The following is a 26221-nucleotide window of genomic DNA, read 5'->3' on the forward strand; positions in this document are numbered from 1 at the left end:
CCCAAGTCTTTAAAAGGTAAATTAGGTTAATAAGCATGGATTCAATTCTCTATTTACATGGTTTTCATTCATCACCATATTCTGCCAAAGCGCTGGAGTTTAAAAAGCAAATTGAGTTAAATCATCCTCAAATTTCTGTTATCGCGCCGCAATTGGCGGCTTTGCCACAAGACGCTATTCGACAGGTAACTGAAGTTGCCCAGCAATTTAGCGATCAATTAATTGGTGTAGTTGGGAGTTCGATGGGCGGGTATTTAGCCACCTATTTACACAATGAGTTTCATTTGCCTGCGGTCGTAATTAATCCAGCTGTTAAGCCATTTGAACTATTAGAAAGTTATAAAGGGGTCCAAGTCCACCCATTAACAAATGAACGTTATACTTTGGGTGATGAGCATATGGCACATTTACGTGATGTTTATCAACCAACGGTTCGTGACGGAAAGTTAGTTTGGTTGTTGCAGCAAGAAGGTGATGAAGTTTTAGATTATGACTAAGGCAATCAAGCACTACCAAGACTGTCTTATCACCTGTGAAAAAAACGGCAGTCACGCATTTGAGGGGTTTGAACGATATCCAAATGATATCGTTGAATTTTTTCTAAAGAGCAAGCCGACACGTTAGCTCAGTATCAAAGATAGGATTAAGTCGCGTGACCGTTTGGCTTATTGGTAATTTGTTCAATAGCTGAACAGCCTTTGAACACTGACGTCAGGCGCGAATAAGCGTTACTTTATTTATGAGTTATAACTCGCTTTGATTTCCAACATGAGCTACAAATTATATTCCGTAAAAATAAAAATAGATTTGGTCCCACACTAAATTTATTCCTAAATAGTGCTTTATGTTTGCTACGTTCCTCGTTAATCTTGTCTCTATATTAATAAAAACAAAAACGCTAAATCCGACACCCTATGACAGACCAATCCTATAACGCAGAAGCTATTGAAGTCCTAAATGGACTCGAACCCGTACGTCGCAGACCGGGAATGTATACCGATACAACTCGGCCAAACCATCTAGCGCAGGAAGTAATCGACAATAGTGTCGATGAAGCGTTAGCGGGCCATGCGCAGTCAATTTTTGTCATATTACATGAAGACAATTCATTAGAGGTCCAAGATGATGGACGTGGAATGCCTGTGGATATCCATCCAGAAGAAGGGATCCCAGGGGTAGAGCTGATCTTAACCAAATTACATGCCGGTGGTAAGTTTAGTAATGCCAGCTATGAGTTTTCTGGTGGTTTACACGGCGTTGGTGTTTCGGTAGTTAATGCGTTAACAACCCGAATGGAAGTCAAAGTTAAACGTGACGGCCAGCATTATGGCATCGCGTTTGAAAATGGCGATAAAGTAGAAGATCTTTCCGTAATAGGCACTGTTGGTCGTCGAAATACCGGAACCAATGTTCGATTCTGGCCAGACGCGACTTATTTTGACTCTGCTAAGTTCTCCATTTCTAAACTGGTCCATAATATGCGCGCAAAAGCGGTATTGTGTCCTGGATTGCGAATTAAGTTTGATAACAAACAAACAAAAGAAACATATGAGTGGTATTACGAAGATGGTCTTAAAGATTATCTAATAGACTCAGTGAAAGAATACATTAATTTGCCAGAAGACCCATTTACAGGTAGTTATTCTGGTAATTTGGAAGCTGCTGATTGGGCTATTACCTGGTTGCCGGAAGGCGGTGAAGCGGTTGGCGAAAGTTACGTAAACTTAATTCCAACGGCCTGGGGCGGAACGCACGTAAATGGATTACGGCAGGGATTGTTAGAGGCGATGCGTGAATTTTGCGAGTTTCGAAACTTGCTGCCACGTGGTATTAAACTCACCCCAGAAGATATTTGGGAACGATGCAGCTACATCTTGTCAGTGAAAATGCAGGACCCACAATTTGCTGGGCAAACAAAAGAGCGATTATCATCGCGCCAATGTGCCACATTTGTCTCAGGCGTAGTAAAAGATTCCTTTAGTTTATGGCTAAATACCAATACTGATATTGCGGAACAACTGGCTGAATTATGTATTTCTAATGCACAAAAACGCCTAAAAGCCGCTAAAAAAGTTGTTCGTAAAAGGTCACTCAGGGGCCCGCATTACTAAGGTAAGCTAACAGATTGTTCGAGCCAAGAAATTGGCCGCACAGAACTATTTCTCGTCGAAGGTGATTCAGCTGGTGGTTCGGCGAAACAAGCTCGAGATCGAGAAATACAAGCGATTATGCCGCTTCGAGGTAAGATCTTAAATACTTGGGAAGTGGATGCCGGTCAGGTTTTGGCATCACAAGAGGTTCACGATATATCGGTGGCGATAGGAATGGATCCGGATTCAACTGATCTGACACAATTGCGTTATGGCAAAATTTGTATCCTAGCGGACGCCGACAGTGATGGTTTGCATATAGCCACATTATTGTGTGCTTTGTTCACCCAACATTTCAGGCCCTTAGTGGAACAAGGTCATGTATATGTTGCGATGCCTCCGTTATATCGTATTGACGTTGGTAAAGACGTGTATTACGCATTAGACGAAGGTGAAAAAGACGGGGTTTTAGACCGCATTGCTGCAGAAAAGAAAAAGGGCAAAATAAATGTCCAACGCTTCAAGGGTCTTGGTGAAATGAACCCGCTGCAATTGCGTGAAACGACGATGGATCCAAATACGCGTCGGTTGGTACAATTAACCATTGATGAAATTACACCAACGATGGAACTACTTGATATGCTGTTGGCCAAAAAACGTTCAGGTGATCGTAAAATTTGGCTAGAAAGCAAAGGCAACAAAGCAATGGTAGAGGTGTAACCATTGCTTTGTTGCCTGTAGGTCAATAGTATACAACGTCGAGTAATGTAACCTAACGTACTTACTCGACGACTTATCACCACTGTTTATCCCTCATTATTCTAATCTACGTGTCTGTTGTTGTTTGTAATTTGTCTTTGTGATTGGTAAATCCAAAGTAATGTTGCTAAGTTGTTATTATCAAATATATTTGGATAACAATTCGTTTTATGAAATTGCTGGAACCTACTTCAGTTGCAAATGTTCGGACCGAAATCGTAGATACTATTCTTGCCGTCGTCGCGTTATTTTCTGTTTTTCAAATTGCGGCATTAATGTGGCGCGCCACAGAATTTTACGACCCAGTGCACTTTATTCGAATTGCACTTCTTGTTTTGCTTATTGCGACTTATCTTTTTAGAAATCGAATACCGCATATTATAAAAAGCGCAGTTTTGATCTTTTCAACGTTGATAATTGGAATTTCCTCCCTGTTTGTATTTGGCTTAACCGCCGCTGGCACGTTATTACTGTTAAGTGGCGTCCTCACCACAGGATTAATTTTAAGTCATGCCATGGCGCTTGTTTTTTAGCGGTTAGCCTATGTACGCTTGGCTATTTTGCGTTGTCGGCTCATTTAGGAACGCTGGAGTTTGTCAATTCTGCTGATTCATTCAATTTAAGCGTTTCAGCTTGGGTTAACCAAATAATGGTTTTTACTATTCTAGTTAGCTTATTGCTGTTTACGATAAAAAAATGTTTACTGTTTTGATGGAAGCAAATATTCGATTAAGTGCAATGTCTGAGGACAGTCAAAAAGAAGCACAACGAGCCAATGATTTGTTGTTAGCGGCAGTGGACGCTATGCCGTATCGTGTTTTTTGGAAGGACACTAATTTGGTGTATCGAGGGGCCAACAAGCTCTTTTCCCTTGATGCCGGTGAAATAGACGCATCGGAAGTGATCGGTAAGTCAGATTTTGATTGTCCATGGATAGCAAACGCTGAGGCGTATCGGGCAGATGACCAGTTAGTCATGGATACAAAAACAGCTAAGTTGAATTTTGAAGAAAAACAAACAACGCCCTCCGGCGAAAACATCTATGTTATGACCAATAAAGTGCCGTTAATTTCTGCACAGGGTGACGTTATCGGGGTATTAGGTACTTACGATGATATTACCGAGCGAAAATTATTGGATTTGGAATTAACCAAAGCCAAGGCGGAAGCCGAAGCGGCAAACATTGCGAAAAGCCAATTTTTGGCCAACATGTCATATGAAATTCGAACCCCGTTAAGTGGCATTAATGGCTTGATAAATTTGACTTTAAAATCGGATTTAACTGAGACACAAAGAGAGTATTTGAGTAAAGCAAAGCGTTCGGTTAGTAGTTTGTCTGTGATCATTAACGACATTTTAGATATATCAAAAATTGAAGCCAATAAGCTTGTTATTGAATCAATCCCTTTCTCTCCGGCTAGTTTAGTGAATACTTTGCGGGATTTAATTGAACCGCTCATCGTTGATAAAAATATCGATTTTGTTGTCAAATGTGACTTTTCTGAAGAAGTGTTTTTAGAGGGTGATCAAACGCGTATCTTACAAGTGTTAATCAACTTGTGTTCAAATGCGATTAAATTCACCGCCTCTGGTTTAGTTGAGGTTGAGCTAAAATGGCAAGAACAAGAGGAACAGTTACATTTCTCCGTTGAAGATTCGGGGATTGGTATATCAGTGGAGGATCAACAAAAGTTATTTACCAGTTTTAATCAAGCTGATGGTTCGATTACACGAAATTATGGTGGCACCGGATTAGGCCTGTCCATTGTTAAAAACCTGTGTTTCTTAATGAATGGTAAAGTAGAGATAGAAAGTGAAGTTGGCAAAGGCAGTCGCTTTTTGGATATATCTCGTCAAAGCGCGCCGAACAAAAAATAGAAAAGTTACAAGTTGCAAGTTTGCCATTAAATTTATTCGGTCTAAATATTTTGCTGGTGGAAGACAATGCCATTAACCAACTTATTGCTGAGCAAACATTAGTCTCAGAAGGGGTTAATGTGAAGTGTGTGGAAGACGGAATTCAGTGTCTAGATTCTCTGGAAAATGAAGAGTTTGACCTTGTCCTAATGGATATTCAAATGCCTAACATGGATGGGATGGAGGCGATTAAGTTAATAAGAACACAACCAAAGTTTGCACGGTTGCCGGTCATCGCACTAACGGCAAATGTGCTGTCGCATGAAGTGAAACAATACTATGAAATCGGGTTTAATGCCCATGTAGCTAAACCGTTTGATCGAATAGACATACTCGACGCGATTAAGCTGGTATTAAATCAACATTAACCCGAAACTTGTCGTATTTTAGGTGGTTTTTATTGTCAACGGTTGTTAGAGGGTAGTAGCTCTAAATTAGCATATACGCGGTTAACTCGCTCATCTACCTTGTTGATTGTTTAAATTATAAACAATCAACAAGGTGAAATAATGATAATAATAAATAAAATATATGGTTTTTCCTCCTCGTGAGCCTCTTTTTTGCTACTTCAGTTAATGCTGGAAGCTGGCAGCAAAATGTCAATATTGGTGGTTTTAACAATGTCCATATTTATACTCCTGACTCTTCTTCTGCAATTGGTGTGGGCAAGTCTCTACTGATTCTACTTCATGGATGTGTGCAACCTATTAATAATTACTTAACTGCGCAACTTGAAGACGCGGCAGAACAACATGGCATGGTGGTCGCAGTTCCCGATGCGATGAATAAAGCCGGTTACAGTTGTTGGTCGTATTGGCAAGGCACTAAAAATCGAACTTCAGGTGATTATAAAAATTTGATTAACCTAGCAAATGCAATGAGCGGTGACGCATCTCGAAATATAGATGCAAATCAGGTATACCTTGCTGGTTTGAGTTCCGGTGGTGCATTTACCCAACAAGCCGGTTGTGTGGCACCTGATGTATTTGCGGGAGTGGCACCAAGCGCGGGACCCACCCTAGGCACAAGTTCTAACGGTGCGTTAAACAATTGTGAAGTGGTGACTCCAACCACCTTTAAATCACGTTGTGAAAGTTATGCAGGGTCTTACTCGGCACATCTTGATACTCAAATAGCAGTGGTCGGTCACGGCACGGCAGACACTACAGTTGACACCTGTTATAACCAACAAAATGCCAATGGTTACGCCAATGTTTATGGTGTTTCACAATTGTCTGGCAGTACAACTATTTCGGATGGTACAGGCCATACTGCATCTGAAACTTTATGGACTGGTAATCGAGTTGCGATGGTGTGGTTTGATGGTTTAGATCATTCTTGGTCTGGTGGCGCTGGTGCTTCAGGGGACTATATTGCATCTAATAGTATTAACTTTGCATCTTATCTCGGGCAGTATTTTAGTGACAATAACCAACGTGTGGATCGTAATTCGGGGCCTGTCATCACAGTATTAAATGCAGTAGACAACAATAATGTCTTAGCTATTTCAGGAAATGCTATAGATGACGATAGTAGTGTCACCAATGTTGAAATCGTCATTACCGATGTTTCAACTACAACACCTACTGCTGTTGCGACAATAAACACGACAGCTGCAACTAATAACGGTTATTTCTCTGCAGATTCTACAACCTTAAGTGATGGTTTATATTTAATTGAAGTTCGTGCCACGGACGATTTAGCAAAAACAGGAGACACAGTTTCGATTACAACTCGGGTTGGACCTGAGCCTCCAGCGACAGCACCACAAATGTCTGACGTCACTGTAGCGGTAAGTGGTCAATGTGCAACCATTTCAGGTTCGGTACTAGAATCAAAACCAAAACTTGTCATCAGTTGAAGCAAGTTTTACAAATGGCGTTAAGGTAGCCACAGTCAATAGTAATCAATTTAATGTCGAGCAATGTGGGTTATCCGGTGGGACGCAAACTGCAAATGTTACCGCAACCGACAGCACGTCTTTATCGTCTACAGTACAGGTAAGCTTTACAATAGATGCTGGAAAAACAGGGGATTACAATTATCACATCGCGGAAGGTCATATAACCTGGGGATATGGTTACTCGGCCTGTTATCTAGAGTTTGGCACTAACGATTTTACGATGCGCGAATATCAAGCAGGTTCAACTCAGTGTAATTGGGTCGCCGATGGTGCACCAAGTTGTAAGGGACAAAACTAAGGCATGCTCAGCGCAAACAGGGCCTATAGATAGTGATAATGACGGTATCGATGACAATCTTGATAACTGCCCAAACATGGCAAATAGTGATCAAGCTGACAACGACAATGATGGCTTAGGCAATGTATGTGATGCAACACCTAATGGTGGATCAACAGACTCTGACAGCGATGGCATCGCAGATAGCTTAGACAATTGCCCCAATATGGCCAATAGTGACCAAGCAGATAATGATAGTGACGGATTAGGCAACGTATGTGATGCAACGCCAAACGGTGACTATTCGTGTACAGAATATACTTCGAGTAACTATAGCCATGTAATGGCAGGCCGTGCGGTAAATTATTATGGGTACGCCATTGCGGTAGGGTCCGGTGATAACTTAGGTTATTACAATATTTACGTCACAAGCACCGTTGCTGAGATAAGCAATGGTCATTTTGAAAAAGGCTCATGCAGCTCATATTAAACGTCTAAAATACTAGTCGTTTGAAAAGAGTGTCCGCGGACACTCTTTTTTACCTGACGAAAAAGGATGGTCAGGTTTTATCCTGAAATAGGTTTTGAAATTGCGGTTCTGTAAGTCGGTTCAAAGTATCAATATTGTTTTTAGGGATCTGTTCTGGGTTGGGGTATTTTTCCACGAGCCGAGTTAACGTCGCTTCTCGTAAAATATGGATGATAGGAAAGGGCGCGCGATTCGTGTAATTCTCTCTGCTATCTTCCTCAACCCCATCAAAAACGTAATCTGGATGGAAACTCGCGAGTTGCAATACCCCTTCAAGGTGCATAGATACTAACAACTGCTGAGCTTTGTCGAGAAAGTCCAGATAGTCATAAAAATCATATAAATGATCTGGGATAACAAATAACGTTGTATCCGTTAGGTTAGGGTCGGTGTCGGTTAAAAATCTCAATTCTTGCTGGAACTGATTTAATACTGCTTTGTCTTTTCGGGCGCCACATACCGCCACTTTAATTTGGTTATTTGTTCGTGGTTTTTAGCAAAAGGACAAAGGTTTAGGTCGATTACGATGGAATCAAGCCATTGCCAAACCTGTTTTTCTACACTTAACTCTAGTGGCATATCAAATCTCTAAATCAAATTGTTGGCGCAATAACGACTTGGTAAAACTGGTGCGAATATAAAACCCTTTTGGCGGCGCATACGTTGGGTTGCCTTCTCGGTCGACCCCGCACTGCGAACAGAACTGTCAGCTGCTTTTGGCCTTAGTTGCAAAGCTTCACCTAGTTTTGCCGTAATTTCATCATGTTTACCCAGTACAATGAGGTCCGTTAGCTCACCCCAATCGGTTTTTAATATTTGTTCTTGTTCTGGTGTCATTTGCCACAAAAATGGCATGGCAATTTGACGATCTTTTAATGGAATTGAGCGCTCGGCGATTATTGGCACCCACAATACATGGGCCAGTTTTTTGTAAACTAACGAGGTACGCCATTGTTCCCCTAACGCAGGTGACAGCGGTGCAACGCAAACGTAAGTGGTTTCTAGCGGGGCGCCTGTTCGAGAAATTGGAATGGTTTTAAGTTCAATCCCTAAATGCTGGAAATCCGGTTCCGGTAAATTCCCCGCGGTTGCGCCTAAATAAGCTTCCACCAACTGACCAACCCAGCCTTTTTCGGTTTGCAGGTTTTCCGGCATTTTTACTTGCAGCTCTTCAGCAATATCCGCAATGGTAAGTCCCGCAATGAGATCCATCCTGTGCATTAATTGTTCAAGTGTTTTAGGAGCTTGTATCGTTATCATTAAATGCCGTCATTTCATAAATGGGTAATTGATGTTCATTAATATTATCTGAATTATCACTTAATTAAGCCAGTATTAATTAAGGTTTGCGATACTTTCCGCTTTATGGAAGAATCAGGTCATATAGAAAAATTAAAGCAGGTGAAACTGTGATTGATGCCGAAGGGTTTCGTCCCAATGTTGGCATCGTGATTTGCAACCACAAAGGTCAGGTTTTCTGGGCTAGGCGGTTTGGTCAGCATTCTTGGCAATATCCGCAAGGTGGCATAGATGAAGGCGAAACTGCAGAACAGACAATGTTTCGTGAGTTGGAAGAAGAAGTAGGGTTAAAACCAGAAGACGTTGAAATTTTGGCGGTGACCAAAAACTGGTTACGTTATAGACTGCCTAAAAGGTTGATTAGACGTGATAGTGCTCCAGTCTGTATTGGACAAAAGCAGAAATGGTTTTTACTGCGCCTTCGTTGCAAAGAATCCGATGTAGATTTATTAAAGACCTCTCATCCAGAGTTTGATGATTGGCGTTGGGTAAGTTATTGGTATCCAATAAGGAATGTTGTTTCATTTAAACGTGACGTTTATCGCCGCGTAATGAAGGAATTTGCGCCCGTCGTGATGCCAAGTGGCAGGCCTAATACAAATCGAGGTGACTCGTTTGGTAATATGCCGTCGAGTAATCGGCAGAAACGCAGGGGCCACAAGAAACAATTTAATAGGAATAAACAGCAAAATCAGCGCTGAAAAAGACTTTATGTTAGGTGACCTCAGACGAATTGCCCACTCCTTTGCGCAAGAGCCCTCATTAGATGTGGCTCTAGCGTCGCTTGTTGCCGACATTAAAACGTGCCTCGGTACTGAGTGTTGTTCTATCTATTTGGCTGAAGCCGACCAAAGCCTTTTGCGACTCAAAGCAACAGATGGCCTTAATCCTTTAGCGATTGATAAAACCACCATGCGTTTTGACGAAGGACTAACCGGTTGGGTTGCTCAACGTGAAGTGCCAATTAAAGTGCATAATGCGCAGCGTCATCCACGATTCAAAAACTATCCAGATGTGCAGGAAGAGATATTTTCAGCATTTTTAGGTGTGCCTATTATTCACCGACGTGTTGTACTCGGTGTTATTACGATTCAGCAATCCAAAGTTCGGTTTTTTGACCAAGACGAAGAAGCTTTTCTTGTTACGCTCTCAGCGCAGCTAGCTTCGTATATTGCCAATGTAAGTGCACGTTTAAAATCTGAATTAACGTCCTTAGAAATGGATACCTCTGGTCTTGTACTGACTGGGGTTTCGGGTGCGACAGGAGTAGGGATTGGACATTCATTTTTAGTTCAAACTAACATCAACCTTGCCGATGTATCACTTAAAAAATCAGAAGATTTCGAAGGCGAAAAAGCCGATTTTACGAAGCGGTAGAAGCCACTCGTGCCGACATTATTGATATGTCTGAACGCATGTCTGCGCATTTACCAGCCGACGCGTTAGCGATTTTTGACATCTATTTACAGATGTTAGACGCGGCCAGTCTTGGCAACGAAGTTGTTGGTAAGATCAAAGATGGTTGGTGCGCAATATCCGCATTAAAAATAGTGATTGAGCGATACATATCTGAATTTGAGAAAATGGAAGATGCGTATATTCGCGAACGCGCTGTAGACGTCAAAGATCTCGGTCGCAGATTACTTGAATATCTAACGACGGAATCAAGTAAGTCACTTCCTGTGCCTGATTCAGCGATACTGATCGCTGAAGAAGTCACCGCGTCGATGTTGGCAGAAGTGCCAAGAGAAAAAATTAAGGGCATAGTGTCAATCAAAGGTGCGGAAAACTCGCACGCCGCGATTATGGCTCGTGCACTAGGCATTCCTGCGGTAATGGGCTTGCGTGACATACCTTTATTGCAATTAGACGGCGTAGATATCATTGTTGACGGTTATAACGGGCAAATCGTTATTTCTCCAAACGATGCAATCACCGCTGAATATCGAGATTTAGAATCAGAAGATCTCGAATTTACTAAGTTATTAAAGTTAGAAGCTGATGAAGTTGCTCGTACAGCCGACGGCCATCGTGTTTCGTTATTTATTAACTCGGGAATGGGATTTGACGGTGAATACGCCGAGCAGGAACACATAGAAGGTATTGGACTCTATCGTACCGAATACCCATTTATGATGCGCCAACGTTTCCCGTCAGAGCAAGAACAACAATTACTTTATCAACATGTGTTAGGTGAGTTTTCAGGCAAACCGGTTGTTATGCGAACACTCGATGTTGGCGGTGACAAGCAGTTGCCATATTTTCCAATAGTTGAAGACAATCCGTTTTTGGGGTGGCGTGGTATTCGATTGACACTCGATCACCCTGAAATATTTTTAGTGCAAATTAGAGCCATGATCAAGGCAAATGTTTTTACCAATAATTTGCATATTATGTTGCCAATGATTTCTGATATTGGCGAAGTAGAAGAATCAAACCGATTAATTAACCAAGCGTACAATGAAGTTTCTGAAGAGTTGCGAGAAGCCGATCATGCAGCGCAGGTGCCTAGACCTAAAGTTGGCGTGATGATTGAAGTTCCTTCAATCTTGTACCAGTTAAAGCAACTAAAAGGATTAGTGGACTTTTGTTCAATAGGAACCAACGACTTAACTCAATATCTATTGGCCGTTGACCGCAATAACGACAAAGTTGCGCATTTATATGATGCGTATCATCCAACGGTATTGAATGCGATTAAGACCATTGCCGATGTCACAAACGAAATAGGTATTCCGTGTAGTGTCTGTGGCGAACTCGCAGGTGATCCTGGTGGTGCCATGTTATTAACGGGAATGGGTTTTACTCAATTAAGTATGAATACACAAAACTTACTTAAAGTTAAATGGGTTCTTAAAAAGTCAAACTCTGAAGAGTTGAAAGATTTGGTTGAGGACGCGTTAGATTGTACACGTCCAGACCAAGTGAAATTTCGAGTGAACCGTTATATTTTGAACATCGGTGCAGCTGGCATATTACGAGCTGGTGGGTAATAGGGCAGTCGTTGGAAGTTTTAATTTATTTACCTTTTATGGGAATGCTGGCTGGATTTTTGGCTGGGCTGCTCGGTATTGGCGGTGGCATCGTTCTTGTTCCTGTGCTTATTTATTTGTTGCCTATCTTACCTATGGTCAACGAAGACAATGTTGCAATTTTAGCGATAGCAACGTCACTTGCGACCGTAATTGTTACCGCATTTTCTTCTAGTAAAAGTCACTTCAAAAAGGCAATGTCGACATTCGATTTGCGTTACCCGTTGTAGTTGCCGCTGCGTTAACCTCAATTATTGCCTCCCATGTCGCAGCGCTATTAGCCAGTAAGACGTTAACTTTAATATTTGCCATCATGTTAATGATTTTATCTGTGCAAACGTTTCGCAGTGGAAAAAATTGAACTTGGAAGGTGTTGTACCATCAAAGCTACAACTTATTTTCGGTGGCAGTTTGACTGGATTTTTGGCGTCGTTAGCAGGATTAGGTGGGGGCGCAATTTTAGTGCCTTATCTCACCTATATTGGTGTTGGCATTCGCAAGAGTATCGGCACCGCAGCATTATGCAGCATGGTGGTGGCCTTGTTTGGTTCGTCTGGCTACTTAATAGCAGGTTGGCATTGGACTGAGTCAGACCAGTTTATTGGCTTTATTCATTGGCCAAGTGCGTTATGTATTACATTGTTTTCGTATTTCGCTGCACCTTTTGGTGTTAAAGTTGGGCAAAGCTTAGATCAAGTCCAGCTGAAAAAAGTGTTTGCAGTTTTTATGGTGATCGTTTCGGTCAAGTTATTAGTTGAACAATTTATTTAAAGAGAAGTTATTTTGACAGACCCTATTATTTTCCCTCAAATTGACCCTATCATCGTATCATTAGGGCCGTTGGCTATCCGCTGGTATGGATTGATGTATTTAATTGGCCTTGGCTTTGCTTACTTTTTAGCCATTCAAGAAGTGCGCCGTGGCCGCGCACCATTTACCGAACAACAGGTCAGCGATTTATTATTCTACGGATTTATGGGCGCTGTGCTCGGTGGCCGTTTGGGCTACGTTATGTTTTATCAATTTGAACGATTTTTAGAAGACCCAACTTATCTCTTTATGATGCACCAAGGTGGAATGTCATTCCACGGGGGATTATTAGGTGTAATTGCCGTTTTATTAATTTTTGCCAAACGCACTAAAGTTACGTTATTCCAAGTGGGTGATTTTGTCGCACCTTTGGTTCCATTTGGGTTAGGTGCTGGTCGATTAGGTAACTTCTTAAATGGCGAACTTTGGGGCCGCACCACCGATGTTCCATGGGGCATCGTATTTACTAGCGCTGGGCCAGACCCAAGACACCCAAGTCAACTCTATGAGTTTTTCTTAGAAGGGTTTGTATTGTTTGCCATTGTTTATTGGTACAGCCGTAAGCCCCGTGCTGTTGGTTCAGTCGGTGGTTTATTCTTAATTGGCTACGGTAGCTTCCGCTTTATTGTCGAATATTTCCGTCAACCTGACGATCATTTAGGGCTACTTACGTTAGGTATGTCCATGGGCCAATGGTTGTCGTTACCTATGGTGTTGGCCGGCGTGGTTGTGATGGCAATTGCATTTAAACAAGCGGCAAATAAAGCGTCTCAAGCAACCGCATAAATTAGTGGAGAAATAATGAAACAGTATCTTGAACTCTGCCAACGTATCGTTGACGAAGGCGTGTGGATTGAAAATGAACGCACTGGAAAACGTTGCTTGACGGTGATTAATGCCGAACTAAATTATGATGTTGCAGCTAATCAATTTCCTCTGATCACAACTCGAAAAAGTTATTGGAAAGCTGCCATTGCAGAATTGTTGGGCTATTTGAAAGGATTTGATAACGCAGCTGATTTTAGGTCTATTGGCTGTAATACTTGGAATGCGAATGCGAATGACAACGAAGCATGGTTAAACAATCCTCACCGTAAGGGTGAAGATGACATGGGCCGCGTATATGGTGTACAAGGTCGCGGCTGGGCAAAACCAGACGGCGGGACAGTAGACCAATTGCGCAAGCTTGTTGATGATCTGAGCAAAGGCATAGATGACAGAGGAGAGATCCTGTCGTTTTATAATCCAGGAGAATTCCATATGGGTTGTTTACGTCCGTGTATGCATACTCATACGTTTTCTCTATTGGGTGATACCTTATATTTAACCAGTTACCAACGTTCGTGTGACGTCCCATTGGGACTAAACTTTAATCAAATACAAGTTTACGTTTTACTGGCATTGGTAGCGCAAATCACCGGTAATAAGGCGGGTCAGGCGTATCATAAAATCGTCAATGCGCATATTTATGAAGACCAATTGGAGCTTATGCGTGATGTGCAACTTAAACGCGAGCCGTTCGCTTCACCTAAATTGATCATCAATCCTAAGATCAAAACTCTAGAAGATATTGAAACTTGGGTAACATTAGATGACTTTACGGTTGAAGGTTACGAGTGTCATGAAGGCATTGCCTACCCATTTTCGGTTTAATCCTTAAACCTCAGACAACTTACTATTTGAAATTTAAAAACGGGAACCTTGTGTTCCCGTTTTTGTGTTTCGAAATTGGCTGATTGAATATTAGTTAATGCGCCGTTAAACGAGGTAGGCTGAATTAATTTGCCATCGTCTGTATTTTATCAAGTAGTTTACGATAATTATCAACCATAGGGTATTCGCCGCTAGTCCAACCGAGTCTCACGAATATGACGTTTTCTGACGGAATGACCATCACCGATTGTTTTCTATTTCCTAACATTGCATACGCGTCTTCCGGTAATTCGGGCCAACGTAGCGTTGCATCGCCACGATTAAGCCAAAATTGATAACCATAAGCTTTTTCATTTTCACTGCTGTTGGGCTGAGTGGCTTTGGTGACCCATTTCGACGAAAGAACTTGGTTGTTATTAATTCGGCCATTTTGCAGCATGATCAGACCAAACCTAGCCCAGTCCCGGGCAGATGCGTACAAATAGGAGCTACCTACTAATACACCAGACGAATCAGTTTCAAATACTGCAGTTTGAATTCCAGCAGGGGTCAATATTTTTTGCGACAGGAATAACTGATCTGATGTAGGACTGTTTCCTAAAGTTTGGTGGATTAACCGCATTAATAAGTTTGTGGTGCCAGAGGAATAATAAAAGTGTTGTCCAATATTTTCTTGAACCTTGCTTTGCATAGCCACATCAGACGCACTTTGTGCGGTAAATAACATGTGCGTCGCGTCGCTTCCGGGCGCATAGGTTTCGTCAAAACCTAAGCCACTGGTCATCGTTAACAATTGGTTTAATTGGATATTGGCTCTGTCATCATCTTGCCATTGAGTAAAAAGTCCGTTTTGATTTAGCTGTATCAAGTGCATTTTATTCATTGCGCCAACAAGCATTGCAGTGACACTTTTAGCCATTGACCAGCCGAGTAGTGGAGTAGAGCTTGTCACTCTTTGGCCATAACTTTCGGCAATCAGTTTACCGTCTTTAATAACAACCAGCGCTCTAGTATTAAGACCACTCGAATTGTCCTGCTGTAAAATAGTCTGCGCCAATAGTTGGATTTTACTGGAGACATCTGGTGTGTTTACACCGGCAGGCCAAGGCGCATCTTGATTACTGTGCGCTGATCGAATTTTGATGGGGGGCAACGGTGTATCGTTATCGACTCGCAAAGTACACCCTGCACCTTCACGATATTCAGCGGTTACTTTTGACAGACCAAATAAACTCGCCGTGACTTTTTAGGATCATCTGCGTAGTTTAGCTCAACAAGTTCTGTCACTGGCGAATAGGTGCTTAGATCAGAAACGATTTGTTTTGGCTCAAATAAGGAGACATAGCGCGCTGAACAAGCGAGTTTAGCACTTAAGCTTGTGGCAACTTCAATGGCATGACCAAGATGAAATATTGAAAAACCAAGGAGCCAAGGCGGTAATATCAAAGCGACAAATAATACAGAACTCGCCGCTAATATGCGTTTTTTCATTTGGGTTATCACTTTAATAAAATTTAGATTAATGTCAGTTGAGGTCAGCATAAGGTGTTTGCGGAGGGTTTTCTAGTGACGGTTTTATGAATACCAATGCAATTGTTTTGACCGCGATGAGCCGATAGTATGGGGGATGAATCGACGCTATATTCGTCGCAATTAAACTGATGTTCAACGATGTTTACGCGTTATTCGCCTATTTAGGGAAAAGGCTTATTTTTTAAAGTTGATTTAAGCGTATAGTGTTCACTCATCAATATTCGCTGTATTTGAATTTTAGGACACAAAATGGTCTCAAAGATATCTTTTGTATTTGGTGCAATAGCATCTGTAATGTTAAGTCATAGCACAGTTGCCTCTGACATATCTCAAACAAATCAAGCTGGGTTTGATGCAAACCAGATATTGGCCCAAATTCCCGGGCAAATTTCAGCGAGTCGAATTGAATCCGATATCAAAAAACTTGTCAGTTTTGGGACAAGGCATACGCTATCAGAAACAAAATCGAAAACTCGCGGTATCGGCGCGGCTCGTCGTTGGATTAAATCTGAGTTTGATAAGATTTCGGCGGAATGTGGCGGTTGTTTAACTGTGTATTACCAGTCAGAAGTTATATCCGGCGAAAAGCGCATCCCAAATGCGACAGAAGTTGTTAGTGTCATCGCGATTCAAAAAGGGACGAGCGATCCTAATCGTTATGTCGTTATGTCCGGTGATATTGACTCACGTATCTCTGATGTGATGAATTTCACAGATGACTCACCATAGGTGCAAATGACAATGCATCGGGCGTTGCAGGCACTATTGAAGCAGCCAGAGTATTATCTAAGTATCAGTTCCATGGCAGCATAATTTATGCTGCACTGTCTGGTGAAGAGCAGGGGTTATTTGGCGGAAAAATCATGGCTAAAAAAGCCGTTGAAGATGGTTGGCATATTGAGGCTGTGCTTAACAATGACATGATAGGTAACATTCAAGGTGTAAATGGCGTCATTAATAATACGACAGCACGTATTTTCTCCGAAGGTACGCGTGCAACAGAAACAGACAGTGAAGCAAGGAGTCGTCGATTTTCGGGTGGCGAAGTTGATTCTGCTAGCCGAAATTTGGCCCGTTATATCGATAGAATTGCTGATTTATACATTCCTAATTTAGATACGATGATGATTTATCGTCTTGACCGTTTTGGTCGCGGTGGACATCACAGACCATTTAATCAAGTCGGTTTTCCTGCTGTTCGAATCATGGAAACCAACGAAAATTACCAAAGACAACATCAAGATATCCGTGTTGAAAATGGCATTTCATATGGTGATACTATCGATGGAGTGGATTTCGATTATGCAGCAAAATTAACGGGATTAAATGCAGTTTCTCTTGCATCAATGGCGAGTGCCCCAACACCCCTAACAAGGTTACGATTAAAGGCGCTGTAGAACCAGATACTACATTTTCCTGGGAAAGGGTCAATGCTGATACCAACCCACAATTGATTGGATATAAAATATATTGGCGACTAACAGATTCATCACAATGGCAATTTAGTCGTTTTGTTGGAAATGTGAATAATTATGTATTAAAAAATGTTGTTATTGATAATTATTTCTTTGGAGTGGCAAGTGTTGCCGCAGATGGCACGGAGAGCCCAGTAGTGTTTCATAGTGCAACTGGAAATTTTGGTATGTAAATTAGAGTGTTACATTAGAAATTTTCAGTTTTATTCAGGCCTAGTTTTTGCTAGCTTAATGTAGTTCCATTTTTAGGGTGTAGTTTTGCAACATATCGATTTTATAGCAAAAAATGATGATCTACTGGTTTCGGTAACGTTAACTGGCGGAGAGAGAAAGGTTACAGCCGACGATGTAGCTAATGCGCTTCGACAATCATCTTATGGCAAATTACCAATTGATGACACCGTCGTTGAAGACTTTGTGGTGCAATGTGAATTTGAGTTAAGCCAGCTCGAGGAAAACGAAACCTCACTTCCAATTACAGTCCCTTTAGCTAAAGTTGCAAATGCCGAAATTCAAATAACGGTATCACGTGATGAAATGTCTGCGGAAGCCGAAGTAATCAATGCGATTGGTGGGAAGTCGATTAACTTTGAAATGGTGAAACAAGCCTGTGTTGATGCAGGGATTCGATTTGGTTTAAAAACATCTTTAGTCGAACGATTACTAAAAATGTGTCGTGAAGCCGAGCCTAGGGAGGTAGTTATTTCTGAAGTTGCTGTTGGTAAACCCGCGGTTGACGGCAGAAATGCACGCTTTAAGCCACTTGTAACTATTTTCTCTGAAACCGTTCGACGTCCAAAAGAGAATGCAAAAGGAAGTGTAGATTTACGAGATCTAGGAGAAATTAATACGGTAGGTAAAGGCCAAGCAATTTTACGAAAAATACCTTTTACCGAAGGTACAGTTGGACGTAATGTCCTTGGTGAAGAATTGCTCCCTGTACCGGGAAAAGATCAAGAACTTGTGGTTAGTCCTTCCACTGCAATCTCGTCAAAAGAAGCCAGTATTCTTGTGGCAAGAAAGACCGGAATGGTTAGGTTTAACGGACGTGTAATGGAAGTAGATGACGTTATTTCTTATCAACAGCTTGATCCTAAACAGGGGAATGTAAAATTTAAAGGCAGTGTCGTAATAAAAGGCGACGTTGCACCTGATATGAAGATCATTGCTACAGGTGATGTTATCGTTGGTGGATTTGTCGAGTGTTCAACAATTAAATGCGGTGGTGATCTAACTATAATGTCAGGCGCGTCGGGACGACAAGTTGAAGATGAATATAATTGTAAATTAAGTTCAGGTGCGAATATTCATTTGGCTTTTGCGAACCAATGTGAAATTACCGCTAAAGGTTTAGTGACGATTAGTCGCTAAGGTTTCACACTGCCATGTTAACGCCGAAGCGATGTTTGTCGGTCAGGGAGATATTGCTAATGGGCAGATTTCTGGTGGACGTTATAATCTTTGTAAGCATTTAACAGCGGGTGTTATAGGGACTGAATCTAATGTACATTGCGATATAAGTCTAAATCGCACTTATGACATTTTCCTCGAAAAAGAAGCGCAGATATCGTTGTGGTTAGATACGATAAAAGAGCGATTTGATGCTTTAGAAAATAAACATGACAGTGTTATGGATCCAGCAGTCAAAGCTGAGTGTCAGAAAAAAATGATTGTTTTAGGACAAAAATTAGATAAATACAATGGTCAACGAAAAGCCCTTATAAAGAAACGACGTGAGTATATGTCGAGTGTCAAAGTCGAGAGTTGCCAAAAATTATATCCTAAAGTGACTGTTTACGTCGCGGATAAAGTTTTATTAACGGATAGTACAAAAGGGCCGTCGCGGGTACAAATGGACGAATATGAGTTGGTCATCAATCCGCTGTAATATGACGAATGTGATGCATTGGCATTATTTTTAATGAGGCTTAAATTATAGGGGATGACGTACGACATCCCCATACATTGCCAACTTTTTTAAGCTGATTTTTCAAAGTTAAGCATTTTCATATACTTAGCCATGTCTTCTGCAGAAGAGCTTGGTCTTACATTCTTGTCTATCATGACAATTTTACCAGCCTTGTCGATATAAAATGTATGTCGTTTAGCATAGCCCATAAAGCTCACACCATAAGCATCAGCTACGTCACCTTTAGGGTCACTCAGCAGTGGAAAGTCGGCACTCGACTCTTTTGCAAACTTCATATTCGCGTCAACTTCATCTGTGCTTGCCATAAAATACTTAACATTAAACTCTTTAAGTAGATGTCCGTTGTCAGCTAAAGATTTGCACTCTATTGTGCAGCCTGATGTAAAAGCTTTAGGGAACTAAGGCGATAATGACATTTTGTTTGCCTTTAAATTCCGATAAGGTGTAAGTCTTACCGTCACTGCCGACTAATTTAAAATCAGGGGCTAGGGCACCAACCTTGATATCGTCCGCCATAGACGACAATGAAAATGTTAAAAGCAATATAATGCCAAGTACATTTTGTAATTTAGTTTTCATAAAAATTCCTATTTTGGGTTAGACCGATATATACGTTTTATTGATAGGTATCGATCAAAAATTCAAACTCAATATTAAGTTCTTCATTTTGTTTTAACTGTTGCAACTTATCAGGTTGAATTTTCCAACCAAATGGTGTCATTAATAACAAGTGTTCGATGTCTCGTTTGTTGACTGTGCGTGTTTCGGTTACTGTAATTTGGTCTATAAGGATAAAATCGCCTAGCGGTTCTGGCTCGTCATGAAGCTGTGGGGTTTCATAAACAAACTGTTTGAGTTGCCATAAATGTCTCGGGCCGGGAGTTACTCTAATTATCTTTCCATCTTCTGCCAATATACGGCGACACTCGGTTGCGACCAATGGTGCAAATACATTAACAATCGCATTTGTGGTTTTGTCCCCAAAAGGAAGGTGTGAGATGGTTGCCACACTATAGTGAACCTTGTTATTGCGCTTTGCAGCATATTTCACAGCCGATTTTGAAATATCAACACCGTAGACGGCCTCGGCAGATAATGCGGTTTCTATTTCATTTGTATAATAACCTTCACCACAACCAAGATCGATAATGGTCGACGGTGAAAACTGTGTGAGTAGCGTAATAATTTTGTCTCTTAAAAATTGGTAATGACCCGATGTAAGAAATTCTCTGCGTGCAAGTACCATGTTTTTATCATCACCTGGATTAAGCGATTTTTTAAGCTGCACAGGCAGTAAATTAACATAACCTTCTTTTGCAAAGTCAAAATTATGAGCATTGTCGCACGTAAGGCTGTTTTCAGATTTTTGTAATGGTGTTAAACAAATAGGGCAAATATAGTTTGGAGCTGTTCTTGGCACTATGGTCATATGGATCATTTATCGGGTTAAAACGTTTGTCTGATTATAAACGAAAGGGGTAGTTAAGCGTGAAATTATTTCTGGTTGCTTTTTCTGACTAATAAATCAGCACTTGAACCACAAATTGTCAAAAAGTTGAAAAAGTTTCTTTACGTATTTGCTTCTAACAGTATAATTGGCCCGACTTCGATGCAGGGGCGTAGTTCCAATTGGTAGAACAGCGGTCTCCAAAACCGATGGTTGGGAGTTCGAGTCTCTCCGCCCCTGCCAATTCTTTTTTAAGAATTGTACGAAGTTAAAATAAACCGCTTAAATGCGGTTTTTTGTGTCTGAAATTTGTGTTTTAGATTAATAGAAGAACAGCGGTCTCCACTCTCTATAAAAGCATCGATGGTTGGGAGTTCGAGTCTCTCCGCCCCTGCCAATTCTTTTTTAAGAATTGTACGAAGTTAAAATAAACCGCTTAAATGCGGTTTTTTGTATATGGATATACTTATCCTTGAAGCCCATGGACGGAAAACGTAAAGGGTTTGTGTCTGAAATTTGTGTTTTAGATTAATAGAAGAACAGCGGTCTCCACTCTTCTTAAAAATTCGATAATTTCAGAACTAAAAACGTCATTCCAAAAGAGCATTAGCGATATTTGGAACCTCCAACCGAGTGCAGAGGAAGTTCATAATTCACTTTAAATTAGCTCATAAGTCCAGAACAAAAAGCGTCCTCTGCATATTGAAGGAGATCTCAAATATCGCTTCGCGATTTTGAGATGACGAGTTTTTCTTGGAGTAAACGTCATTCCCTAGCTTGTATTATGAGTCGAGCCAAAGCGATATTTGGGATCTTCAACCAAGTGCTGAGGAATAGCATGTTTCACCTTGCAGGCAGCTCAAAAGTCCAGAACTAAAAACGTCATTCCAAAAGAGCATTAGCGATATTTGGAACCTCCAACCGAGTGCAGAGGAAGTTATAGAATCAGCGACTCTGACCCCACAGGTCTGAGGAAGTTCATAATTCACTTTAAATTAGCTCATAAGTCCAAAACAAAAACGTCCTCTGCATATTGAAGGAGATCTCAAATATCGCTTCGCGATTTTGAGATGACGAGTTTTTCCTGCAGTAAACGTCATTCCCTAACTTGTAATATGAGTCGAGCCAAAGCGATATTTGGGATCTTCAACCAAGTGCTGAGGAAGTGTAACCCTTCCACCTAAGTCTAATTGCAAAAATTGGAGATTGGTTGTCTACTCCAAAATCGAAATTGTTTAATTTGAGCCTTCAAATATGTACTACTCAATTTGGTTAAGCAAACCGCCAGCCAAAAAGCGTAATTTAGACTATGGTTTACTAATCATTTTAATTTAGAACTGAAAAACTACGTAATAGCACTTAAATATTACTAAATTTACTAGGGTTTAATAGATTGGATTGACACCTTGGTTAACCAATTTTTGGGTTTTTTGTTTTAAACGAGATCTAGTAAGGCAGGTTAAATAGTTATTAAAAAATAAATAATTTTGACCAATAATGTTATTTTATTGTTATTTAAGGGTTTTATTTTTGGCCAGCCTCTTGGTCATACCAAAATGTTAAAAATGTTAGTTATTTGCCTTTATTATTGTTTGAAATCTAATCGGTAATGTATTATAAAGTTGTTAACCAAAACTGGTAAATAAAAATAAACTTAAAAAGGTTTGGTAAAGCATCGGGTGGTATTTTGGTAAAACCAAAAGGGCACACACTTAAACAACATGAATCAACAGGGGTTATTCATACATGAAACTCAATAAAATAATTACTGCACTTCGCTCGCAGAATTCATTTAGCCGCAAATTATATGCGTCATCGTTAGCTGCACTATTAGTAGCAACACCAACTTATGCTGCTGAAGAAGCTGGATCAGAAAAAGTTTCAGAGGATGATGTCGAAGTTATTCAAGTCAGGGGTATTCGTGGGTCGTTAGCAAGTGCATTGGCAGCTAAAAGAAGTGCTACTAGCATAATCGAAGTTATTGATGCTGAAGACATCGGTAAATTACCAGACCAAAACCTTGCAGAGGTTTTAGAAAACATCACAGGTGTTCAAATAACACGTACAGCGGGTGTTGGTTCAGGTGTACAAATCCGTGGTAGTAATAGTAACCGCGTAGAAATTAACGGTGCGGCCACAGTTGGCACAGGTGATGGCCGTAGCGGAATGAAATTTGAAGATCTTTCAGCCGCCATTATTGCTGGCGTTGAGATTATTAAATCTTCAGAAGCTAAAACAACAGAAGGTTCTGTAGGTGGTACAGTTAACCTTAAAACTATCCGCCCACTCGCGTTATCGGAAACTCTAGGGTCAATTCGTGTTCAAGGTGAAGACAGCAGCCTTACAACTGATGGTATTATGCCACGTATTTCAGGTGCGTATGGTGACAACTGGGAAACAGATGCTGGTAAATTTGGTTTTGTTGTAAGCGGTAGCTTCTCAAAACAAGAAGCTACGTCGTTCCGTCCTCGCGTCGACCGTGATGGTAGTCTTGTTGAAAACGTAAATGCTGATGTTTATCGCAGTGGCTCTCTTGAAGACCAAGCGACCAAGCGTCCGGTAGCACAGTCATTTGACTTCCTTGGTATTCAGTTTTTAAACCAAGAATTAGAAAATTTCGAATACGAAACGACTAATATTGCTACTGCTTTTGAATTTGCACCTAACGACAATATGAAATTTTTCTTTGATACTGTATTAACTGACTATGAAATTCGTCAAGACAGTACTCGTGTACAAGGTTCTGGTGTAAGTGCGGTACTAAACTATAACTTACCAACTCAATTCGAAACGGTAAACTTTGGTTCTTTAGATGGTGTTCAATTAGGCAGCATTCAAGCCGCTACTAAAGGTACAATCCAACCTAACCTTTCAGTTGATGATGATGATCCAAACTTACGTTTTAACAGTGATACAAATGCACGTGTTACCGATACTAAATTGTTCAGATTTGGTGGTGAATGGCAAGGTGACGACTTGTTTGCAAGCTTTGAAATTTCAAGCACAAGCTCAAGCACAGTTACTCCACAATTAAATACACAGTTAAACTTCTTAAACCCAAATGCACCATTAGACGGCTTAGATGCGGATGGCAATCCAACGTCAAGCACGAGTAATGACAATGCTGTACCATTTATTTATGACTTAACAGGCGGCTCATTAGCATTTGGTATCGATTTTGACTCACCTTATGCTCCATCGGTTGCTGACTTATTAAATCCTGCAAACGTTGTTTTAGACCAAGTTGATTTAAGCCGAAGCACAACTGAAAACTCAGATGACTCGTTCCGAGCTGATTTTAGTTACTACCTAGAAGATGTTATTACGTCAGTTGATTTTGGGTACCGTTATAACAATACAAAACACGAATCTGTTGGGATCTCTGACCGTATTGGTGGATTCTCTAAATTAGTAGATAGTCCTGCCGGCACATTGTTTGAAGAGCTACTTGTTGCTGGTCCAAGTCACTTTGGCGACGCTGATGGTCGTGAACTTGCGCATCGTAACTTCCTTATTGTTGACCCTGACCGCGCATTTAGCGATCCAGATGGCACATTAGCAATTATTGAAGCGGCAATGTTGGCACATGGTGGTAACCAAGATTATTCAAATCTAACGCCATCAACAACGGCTTCATTTAGTATTGAAGAAGCAACACATGCTTTATACGCTCAAGCGAATTTTGAATATGAAATGATCCGCGGTAACGTTGGTGTGCGTCATGTTTCTACTGAGATTGAAGCAACAGGTAATACTGTTATCGACTCTGTTGTAACGCCTGTTGTGACTAAAGGTGATTACAGCTTTGTATTGCCTCGAATCAATGTTATTGCTGATGTTACTGACGACGTTGTCGTACGTGCATCTTGGGGCAAAGATATTCACCGTCCTTCATTTGGAAGACTCAATACGTCGGTATCTTTTGGTACAAATGAAAATAGTTCATTGAATATAGGTAACCCTAACTTGGCTCCAGAAGAAGTATCTACTTTTGATATTTCTGCGGAATGGTATTTTGCTGAAGCGGCCGCTGTAAGCATCGGTTACTTCAAAAAGAAATTTCAAATCTATTTGTTACAAATGGCGAAAGTGCTGCACTTGATGCAAATGGCTGGCGCGAAACTGACCCATCTTGTCCTGATGGCGGTATGTGGAACCCTGCGGTTCAGCCTGATGTGTTAGGAGATCCAAATACAACTGGTCTTTGTGTTGATATCGAGACATTCAAAAATGATTCTGCTAAGACAACACAAACAGGTATCGAAATGGCGATTCAATATGACTTGTCTGAATTTGAATCTGAGTTAGGTTGGGCGTCTGGTTTTGGTATCATGGCTAACTACAGCATTCAAGAGTACACAGGTGGTTCTGAAGTTAATACTTCAGCAGGTCGTGGTACTGATATCTTCAATGCGATTAACGGTATTTATGATGACAGTAAATTTGTTGAAGTTACTGCGGTTCAAGGTCTATTAGACTTCTCTGAAAACGCGTATAACATCACAGCTTACTACGAAAAATATGGTCTATCTGCTAGAATGCGTTATACATGGCGTGAAGCGTACCGTACTGACGATACAGCTGCTGGTGCATCACGTAACTCTACACTTGGCTTCCCTGTTTATACTCATGATAGAGGCCAGCTTAACGCAAGCGTAAGCTATGACGTAAACGAACAGTTAAACGTTGGTGTTGAAGCGGTTAACCTTACTGAGTCAGACATTACACAGTCTTGTGTAAATGAAGGCGCATTATTATGCTTCCAAGGTCTTACAGACCGTCGTATCACTGTAGGTGCTACATACAAGTTCTAATAACAAGTTTGACTTGTTAAATTAGAAAGCTAATTAATTAGCTCTTAAAAAGCCTGGATTTCATAATCCGGGCTTTTTTGTTTTTCGATAATGTGAACAGGTTAGAAGCGAAGTTTGACTTTCCGCTGCACGCTCCCGTCATATCAAAATCGCGAAGCGGCATTTGAGATCTCCTTCAAGCACTGATGACGTTTTTCTGTTGATTTGTAGTTAACAATGAGGGTTTTTGTTCTGATAATTGTGAGCCAATTTAAGGCGAATTATGAACTTCCTCTGCACTTGGTTGAGACCTGTGGGGTCAGAGTCGCTGATTCTATAAATTCCTCTGCACTTGGTTGGAGATCCCTAATATCGCTTTGGCTCTTTTGGGATGACGTTTTTCTGTTAATTTGTAGTTAACAATGACGGTTTTTGTTCTGATTATTGTGAGCCAATTTAAGGCGAATTATGAACTTCCTCTGCAATTGGTTGAGACCTGTGGGGTCAGAGTCGCTGATTCTATAAATTCCTCTGCACTTGGTTGGAGATCCCTAATATCGCTTTGGCTCTTTTGGGATGACGTTTTTCTGTTGATTTGTAGTTAACAATGACGTTTTTCTGTTGATTTGTAGTTAACAATGACGGTTTTTGTTCTGATTATTGTGAGCCAATTTAAGGCGAATTATGAACTTCCTCTGCACTTGGTTGAGACCTGTGGGGTCAGAGTCACTGATTCTATAAATTCCTCTGCACTTGGTTGGAGATCCCTAATAT

The 26221-nt window shown here is 40.9% G+C and carries 22 protein-coding genes, 1 tRNA gene and 5 pseudogenes; 21 read left to right on the forward strand and 7 right to left on the reverse strand.

From position 1 onward, the window contains the following. Window positions 1-35: 35 nt before the first annotated feature. From PN838_RS23470 to PN838_RS23505, 9 genes and pseudogenes are all read left to right on the forward strand, one after another. Entirely contained in the window at window positions 36-497 is a 462-nt protein-coding gene (locus PN838_RS23470) for a YqiA/YcfP family alpha/beta fold hydrolase (protein WP_272182192.1), read from the forward strand. Next, window positions 490-624, forward strand: a complete 135-nt coding sequence (locus PN838_RS27680; protein WP_370661064.1) for a YqiA/YcfP family alpha/beta fold hydrolase — start codon at window positions 490-492, stop codon at window positions 622-624. Before PN838_RS23470 ends, PN838_RS27680 begins: the two co-directional genes overlap by 8 nt. Window positions 625-914: 290 nt before the next feature. Next, a pseudogene (gene parE / locus PN838_RS23475) lies at window positions 915-2810 on the forward strand (DNA topoisomerase IV subunit B). Between the two features lie 209 nt (window positions 2811-3019). After that, window positions 3020-3382 (forward strand): hypothetical protein, encoded by a 363-nt coding sequence (locus tag PN838_RS23480; protein ID WP_272182193.1) that lies wholly within the window; start codon window positions 3020-3022, stop codon window positions 3380-3382. 163 nt (window positions 3383-3545) lie between these two features. Further along, complete coding sequence (locus tag PN838_RS23485) at window positions 3546-4727, forward strand: PAS domain-containing sensor histidine kinase (RefSeq protein ID WP_272182194.1); 1182 nt, start codon at window positions 3546-3548, stop codon at window positions 4725-4727. A gap of 20 nt (window positions 4728-4747) precedes the next feature. Next, window positions 4748-5134, forward strand: a complete 387-nt coding sequence (locus PN838_RS23490) for a response regulator (protein WP_272182195.1) — start codon at window positions 4748-4750, stop codon at window positions 5132-5134. 179 nt (window positions 5135-5313) lie between these two features. Next, window positions 5314-6627 carry an extracellular catalytic domain type 1 short-chain-length polyhydroxyalkanoate depolymerase gene (locus tag PN838_RS23495; protein ID WP_272182196.1) on the forward strand — a complete coding sequence of 438 codons (1314 nt, stop codon included), beginning with the start codon at window positions 5314-5316 and terminating at the stop codon, window positions 6625-6627. Continuing rightward, the gene (locus tag PN838_RS23500; protein ID WP_272182197.1) at window positions 6614-6967 is read left to right on the forward strand and encodes a hypothetical protein; all 354 of its coding nucleotides are present in this window, start codon (window positions 6614-6616) and stop codon (window positions 6965-6967) included. The genes PN838_RS23495 and PN838_RS23500 overlap by 14 nt, the downstream gene beginning before the upstream one ends. Continuing rightward, on the forward strand, window positions 6936-7436 hold the full coding sequence (locus tag PN838_RS23505) for a thrombospondin type 3 repeat-containing protein (RefSeq protein WP_272182198.1): 501 nt from the start codon (window positions 6936-6938) through the stop codon (window positions 7434-7436). The genes PN838_RS23500 and PN838_RS23505 overlap by 32 nt, the downstream gene beginning before the upstream one ends. 70 nt (window positions 7437-7506) lie before the next feature. On the opposite strand, the pseudogene PN838_RS23510 reads toward PN838_RS23505, so the two are convergent. Next, a pseudogene (locus tag PN838_RS23510) lies at window positions 7507-8054 on the reverse strand (DUF1415 domain-containing protein). 9 nt (window positions 8055-8063) lie between these two features. Next, the gene (gene mutH / locus PN838_RS23515) at window positions 8064-8735 is read right to left on the reverse strand and encodes a DNA mismatch repair endonuclease MutH (RefSeq protein ID WP_272182199.1); all 672 of its coding nucleotides are present in this window, start codon (window positions 8733-8735) and stop codon (window positions 8064-8066) included. Between the two features lie 149 nt (window positions 8736-8884). Between mutH and rppH the strand changes: the two genes are divergently transcribed. From rppH to PN838_RS23550, 7 genes are all read left to right on the forward strand, one after another. Further along, complete coding sequence (gene rppH, locus PN838_RS23520) at window positions 8885-9475, forward strand: RNA pyrophosphohydrolase (RefSeq protein ID WP_215964370.1); 591 nt, start codon at window positions 8885-8887, stop codon at window positions 9473-9475. Between the two features lie 10 nt (window positions 9476-9485). Then, a complete protein-coding gene (locus PN838_RS23525; protein ID WP_272182200.1) occupies window positions 9486-10151 on the forward strand; it encodes a GAF domain-containing protein in 666 nt (221 codons plus the stop codon). Window positions 10152-10177: 26 nt separating this feature from the next. After that, window positions 10178-11767, forward strand: coding sequence for a phosphoenolpyruvate--protein phosphotransferase (gene ptsP / locus PN838_RS23530; RefSeq protein ID WP_272182201.1), 1590 nt, complete (start codon window positions 10178-10180; stop codon window positions 11765-11767). Window positions 11768-11778: 11 nt separating this feature from the next. Then, the gene (locus PN838_RS23535; RefSeq protein ID WP_272182202.1) at window positions 11779-12036 is read left to right on the forward strand and encodes a TSUP family transporter; all 258 of its coding nucleotides are present in this window, start codon (window positions 11779-11781) and stop codon (window positions 12034-12036) included. Window positions 12037-12169: 133 nt separating this feature from the next. Then, complete coding sequence (locus PN838_RS23540; RefSeq protein WP_272182203.1) at window positions 12170-12577, forward strand: sulfite exporter TauE/SafE family protein; 408 nt, start codon at window positions 12170-12172, stop codon at window positions 12575-12577. 9 nt (window positions 12578-12586) lie between these two features. Then, entirely contained in the window at window positions 12587-13402 is an 816-nt protein-coding gene (gene lgt / locus PN838_RS23545; RefSeq protein ID WP_370661129.1) for a prolipoprotein diacylglyceryl transferase, read from the forward strand. A gap of 15 nt (window positions 13403-13417) precedes the next feature. Beyond that, the gene (locus PN838_RS23550; protein WP_215964374.1) at window positions 13418-14269 is read left to right on the forward strand and encodes a thymidylate synthase; all 852 of its coding nucleotides are present in this window, start codon (window positions 13418-13420) and stop codon (window positions 14267-14269) included. 124 nt (window positions 14270-14393) lie between these two features. Here PN838_RS23550 and PN838_RS23555 read toward each other — a convergent pair whose 3' ends face one another. Together PN838_RS23555 and PN838_RS23560 are read right to left on the reverse strand one after the other, a co-directional pair. After that, the gene (locus tag PN838_RS23555) at window positions 14394-15446 is read right to left on the reverse strand and encodes a serine hydrolase domain-containing protein (RefSeq protein ID WP_272182205.1); all 1053 of its coding nucleotides are present in this window, start codon (window positions 15444-15446) and stop codon (window positions 14394-14396) included. A gap of 32 nt (window positions 15447-15478) precedes the next feature. Further along, complete coding sequence (locus PN838_RS23560; RefSeq protein ID WP_272182206.1) at window positions 15479-15760, reverse strand: hypothetical protein; 282 nt, start codon at window positions 15758-15760, stop codon at window positions 15479-15481. A gap of 336 nt (window positions 15761-16096) precedes the next feature. Here PN838_RS23560 and PN838_RS23565 point away from each other — a divergent pair. The 3 genes and pseudogenes from PN838_RS23565 to PN838_RS23575 form a co-directional block, all read left to right on the forward strand. Further along, window positions 16097-17450: pseudogene (locus PN838_RS23565) on the forward strand (M28 family metallopeptidase). Window positions 17451-17535: 85 nt separating this feature from the next. Beyond that, window positions 17536-18648 carry a flagellar assembly protein A gene (locus PN838_RS23570; RefSeq protein ID WP_272182207.1) on the forward strand — a complete coding sequence of 371 codons (1113 nt, stop codon included), beginning with the start codon at window positions 17536-17538 and terminating at the stop codon, window positions 18646-18648. A 13-nt stretch (window positions 18649-18661) separates the two neighbouring features. Then, window positions 18662-19165: pseudogene (locus PN838_RS23575) on the forward strand (FapA family protein); the annotation flags it as partial. A gap of 89 nt (window positions 19166-19254) precedes the next feature. Here PN838_RS23575 and PN838_RS23580 read toward each other — a convergent pair. Genes PN838_RS23580 through PN838_RS23590 form a run of 3 tightly spaced genes read right to left on the reverse strand, consistent with a single transcriptional unit; the run spans window position 19255 to window position 20627 of the window. Further along, window positions 19255-19575 (reverse strand): redoxin domain-containing protein, encoded by a 321-nt coding sequence (locus PN838_RS23580; RefSeq protein WP_272182696.1) that lies wholly within the window; start codon window positions 19573-19575, stop codon window positions 19255-19257. A 22-nt stretch (window positions 19576-19597) separates the two neighbouring features. Further along, window positions 19598-19786: a thioredoxin domain-containing protein gene (locus tag PN838_RS23585; RefSeq protein ID WP_272182208.1), complete on the reverse strand. Its 189-nt coding sequence runs from the start codon at window positions 19784-19786 to the stop codon at window positions 19598-19600. A gap of 37 nt (window positions 19787-19823) precedes the next feature. Next, window positions 19824-20627, reverse strand: a complete 804-nt coding sequence (locus PN838_RS23590; RefSeq protein WP_272182209.1) for a putative RNA methyltransferase — start codon at window positions 20625-20627, stop codon at window positions 19824-19826. Window positions 20628-20820: 193 nt separating this feature from the next. On the opposite strand from PN838_RS23590, the gene PN838_RS23595 reads away from it, so the two are divergent. Then, window positions 20821-20897 (forward strand) — tRNA-Trp (locus tag PN838_RS23595). A 1503-nt stretch (window positions 20898-22400) separates the two neighbouring features. Then, window positions 22401-25468: pseudogene (locus tag PN838_RS23600) on the forward strand (TonB-dependent receptor). The last annotated feature ends 753 nt before the right edge of the window (window positions 25469-26221 follow it).

Origin of the sequence: Psychrosphaera algicola (assembly GCF_028401425.1) — a bacterium.
Taxonomy (GTDB): Bacteria; Pseudomonadota; Gammaproteobacteria; order Enterobacterales; family Alteromonadaceae; genus Psychrosphaera; species Psychrosphaera algicola.